This is a genomic window from Halochromatium roseum, assembly GCF_016653315.1.
In the GTDB taxonomy this organism is placed as follows: Bacteria; Pseudomonadota; Gammaproteobacteria; order Chromatiales; family Chromatiaceae; genus Lamprobacter; species Lamprobacter roseus.
In genome coordinates, this window is record NZ_NHSH01000041.1 from 1 (window position 1) to 2,770 (window position 2,770).

Here is a 2,770-nt window from a genome sequence, read left to right on the forward strand (position 1 = left end):
TCACCCAGAAGACCTCCTTTGCCGCCCTCAACCAGACCTTGAAGCGGCTACATCGCCACCAGAGCGAGCTGCTACTGGTCTTGTTGCGCCCCGATATCCCGCTGCACACCAACGGCAGTGAGAACGACATCCGCGGTTACGTCAAATGGCGCAAGATCAGCGGCGGAACCCGCAGTGACCTCGGGCGACGATGCCGCGATACCTTTGCCAGCCTGAAGAAGACCTGCCGCAAGTTGGGCCTCTCTTTTTGGGAGTATCTCAACGATCGCATTGAGCAGACCGGCACGATTCCGCCCTTGCCGGACATCGTCCGTGAGCGTGCGGCGGCCGCGGGCGTGCCGTGACTTATTGAGAAGTTACAAATCGACGCTTAACTTAACGGCATTGGATCCGGGCGAATGCCGGCGCCAATCAAAAATCAAAAATAAATTCGAGCCTGACCCCTTTGATTAAACCATCTTCAGCTCGTCGAGCAAATCGGGATGACGGTCAAGCAGCTTGAATAACTTCACAAGCGCAAGCGGCGGTTTAGTCTTACCGGTTTCGTAGCGGGAGAAGGCATTGACACCTCCACCGAAAAGTTCCGCCGCCTCGCGTTGCCCGAGATGCAATTTTTTGCGCACCCGGGCAAGAAAGTCAGGGTCGACAATCGCCGCATTCACCTGCTTGTTGAATGCCTGCATCTCACACATGACGCGCTCGGTTTCGGCCCTATCAGTGATGGACTCGTCGCAGGCCGGGCAAAAGTCCGCCGTGACCGACGGGATAAGCGTGGTTTCGCCCTTGTAGGTGTAGGGGATGTCGCGCGTGTCGCGAATCAGTTCCGCCGCGCCACAAACAGGACACTTCATGATCACAACTCCTTGAAGGACACGATCAGAAGATCGTCGATCACCGTCAATTTCAGGTAGAGATCGCCAGCCCGCGTGTTTGGCCGATAGACATCCTGCCAGACGCGATGATCGGCATAGGTCGTCATGCTTTTGTAGAAATCCTTCGGCGTCAGTGCCATCAAGACCTCCAGTATCTCTGAGAAGGAAAACCCCAGGCTACTCGCCGTTTCTCGCGCGGATCGCGTGGCGCGTACCCGTCCAGCTCTGACCAGGGCTTGCACGACATCCAGCTTACAGTGCGGGGTGCGTTTCTCCATCACCAGAAGCTAACCTATTTGGTTATAGCTGACAAGCGGGACATCGACGTCAACGCCTGGGAAAGTGCTCGGCGTTCCATTCACCAAACCCTTAGAACTCCGGATCTGTAGCACAATCCATCTGAGCCTACCGCAACCGCAAATCCGTCCCTTCATTACCGGCTCGCATCGAGCGCGCTCCAGTAGGCCTTGGCGCTATCGAGCAGGCTAAAGGTGCCGAGCACATTGGTCTCGATGAAGCCAGCACCGCCGGTGACAAGGAGCGTCTTGGCCATCACAGCCCTCCTCCGCCAAGCGCAACGGTCGCGGTAGGGACGGCGGTCACCCGCCGCCCCTACCGCGACCTAGGCGCTGACGTCGTGGGATGCTTTGAGTTGGAAAAATAAATCGAGCCTGGCCCCTTTGATTCGGCGGATTCAGCGCCTGGCAGTGGCGGCAGCCTAAAACCGCAGCACGTCCCCACAGGGGCGCTCCAGCGTAGCGGCGAGCCGTGCGGATCACCGTACGGAATTCAGTATCCTGTCACCGGAACTCCTGGGCGGCTCACCAGGTCGTGCAGCGGCGATTGGGGGGGGCGCGCACCAAATTAGCGGCGCGTTGGCTGGTCAGCGGGCTGTGGTGGCGTCAGTTATTCCGGCGCTGCTTGGCCAGCCAAGCTTCGATGGTGGCGGGATCAAGCCCCTTGAGACGATCCTCGGGATCAATCCCCTTGAGCCGATCCTCGGGATCAAAGCGCCCCAGCACAACATCGGGATCGAGCCCCTTGAGCCGATCCTCGGGATCAAGCCCCTTGAGACGATCCTCCGGGGCGAAACATTGCAGGACTTCTTCTGGGTCCAGTTCGCTCAGCGCGCCCTTGAGCCATTCGCGGGCATCGCGGTGCATGTCGTCTTGCGTGTAGGCCATCTGTCCTTCTCCCAGGCGAAAATAATCAATGAGGTTGTGCAGGTGAATGCCGATGTCGCTGCGCGAGCGATAGCTGGCAAAGGCGGCGCGCCAGCGGGCTTCATCGGTGGCGAACAGCCCCCAGGGCGCATTGCGCGGGTGGGGGTCGAGTTGGTTGATGACGATCAGGCGCAGGTCGCGGGTGCCAAAGCGCAGGTGATAGATTCCCGCTTTCTCGGTCTTTCGACAACTGCCGGGGTGGAGTTGCTTGACCAGTTGGCGCGGAAACCGGGTGGTCACGGCGTAGCAGCGGAAGTCCTCGGCCGGTAACAGCCGGTAGTGCTTCTTGGGTTCTTCGAGTGGTTGGTCGGGTCTGACGGGCGCGCGCCCAGGGCGCGCAGGGAGGCGACTTTGCGGTAGGTGACGGCGTGACTGAGCAGTTCTTCGGCAAACCAGGCGCTGAAGGGCGCGTCGGCGGCTTTGAAGCTCAGCAGGTTGTGCTGGGCGAGGTCTTCCAGCCCATCGGGGCGGTCTGCGCTGAGGCGGCTTGCGGCCTCCGGGGATGGTTCTTGCTCGATGATGAGCACATCCAGGCGCTGGCTGCGCAGCGCCAGTTCTTCCTCGGTGCTGACCTGGTAGGGCAGCCCGCTGAGGGCATCGGCCAGAGCTTGGCCCAAGAGTCTGTGCCAGGGGATGCGTTGGTCTTTGCTCATGCCCGGAGTCTAGCCGATCCGC

5 protein-coding genes are annotated in these 2,770 nt (G+C 60.4%); 1 reads left to right on the top strand and 4 read right to left on the bottom strand.

The features are described from left to right. Positions 1–344, top strand: a 344-nt coding sequence (locus CCR96_RS05015; protein ID WP_201215731.1) for an IS66 family transposase, incomplete at its 5' end; no start/stop codon positions are given. 105 nt (positions 345–449) lie between these two features. On the opposite strand, the gene CCR96_RS05020 is transcribed toward CCR96_RS05015, so the two are convergent. From CCR96_RS05020 to CCR96_RS24445, 4 genes are all read right to left on the bottom strand, one after another. Beyond that, positions 450–851 carry a type II toxin-antitoxin system MqsA family antitoxin gene (locus tag CCR96_RS05020; protein ID WP_201218265.1) on the bottom strand — a complete coding sequence of 134 codons (402 nt, stop codon included), beginning with the start codon at positions 849–851 and terminating at the stop codon, positions 450–452. Between the two features lie 2 nt (positions 852–853). Next, entirely contained in the window at positions 854–1,150 is a 297-nt protein-coding gene (locus tag CCR96_RS05025) for a type II toxin-antitoxin system MqsR family toxin (protein WP_201218268.1), read from the bottom strand. A 624-nt stretch (positions 1,151–1,774) separates the two neighbouring features. After that, on the bottom strand, positions 1,775–2,335 hold the full coding sequence (locus CCR96_RS24440) for a hypothetical protein (protein ID WP_242518525.1): 561 nt from the start codon (positions 2,333–2,335) through the stop codon (positions 1,775–1,777). Beyond that, on the bottom strand, positions 2,332–2,748 hold the full coding sequence (locus CCR96_RS24445) for a hypothetical protein (RefSeq protein ID WP_242518526.1): 417 nt from the start codon (positions 2,746–2,748) through the stop codon (positions 2,332–2,334). Before CCR96_RS24445 ends, CCR96_RS24440 begins: the two co-directional genes overlap by 4 nt. Positions 2,749–2,770: the final 22 nt, after the last annotated feature.

Excerpts from the sequence above, each read along its gene's own strand:
- CCR96_RS05020 (WP_201218265.1), bottom strand. The coding sequence starts at position 851 with ATGAAGTGTCCTGTTTGTGGCGCGGCGGAACTGATTCGCGACACGCGC.
- CCR96_RS05025 (WP_201218268.1), bottom strand. The coding sequence starts at position 1,150 with ATGGAGAAACGCACCCCGCACTGTAAGCTGGATGTCGTGCAAGCCCTG.
- CCR96_RS24445 (WP_242518526.1), bottom strand. The coding sequence starts at position 2,748 with ATGAGCAAAGACCAACGCATCCCCTGGCACAGACTCTTGGGCCAAGCT.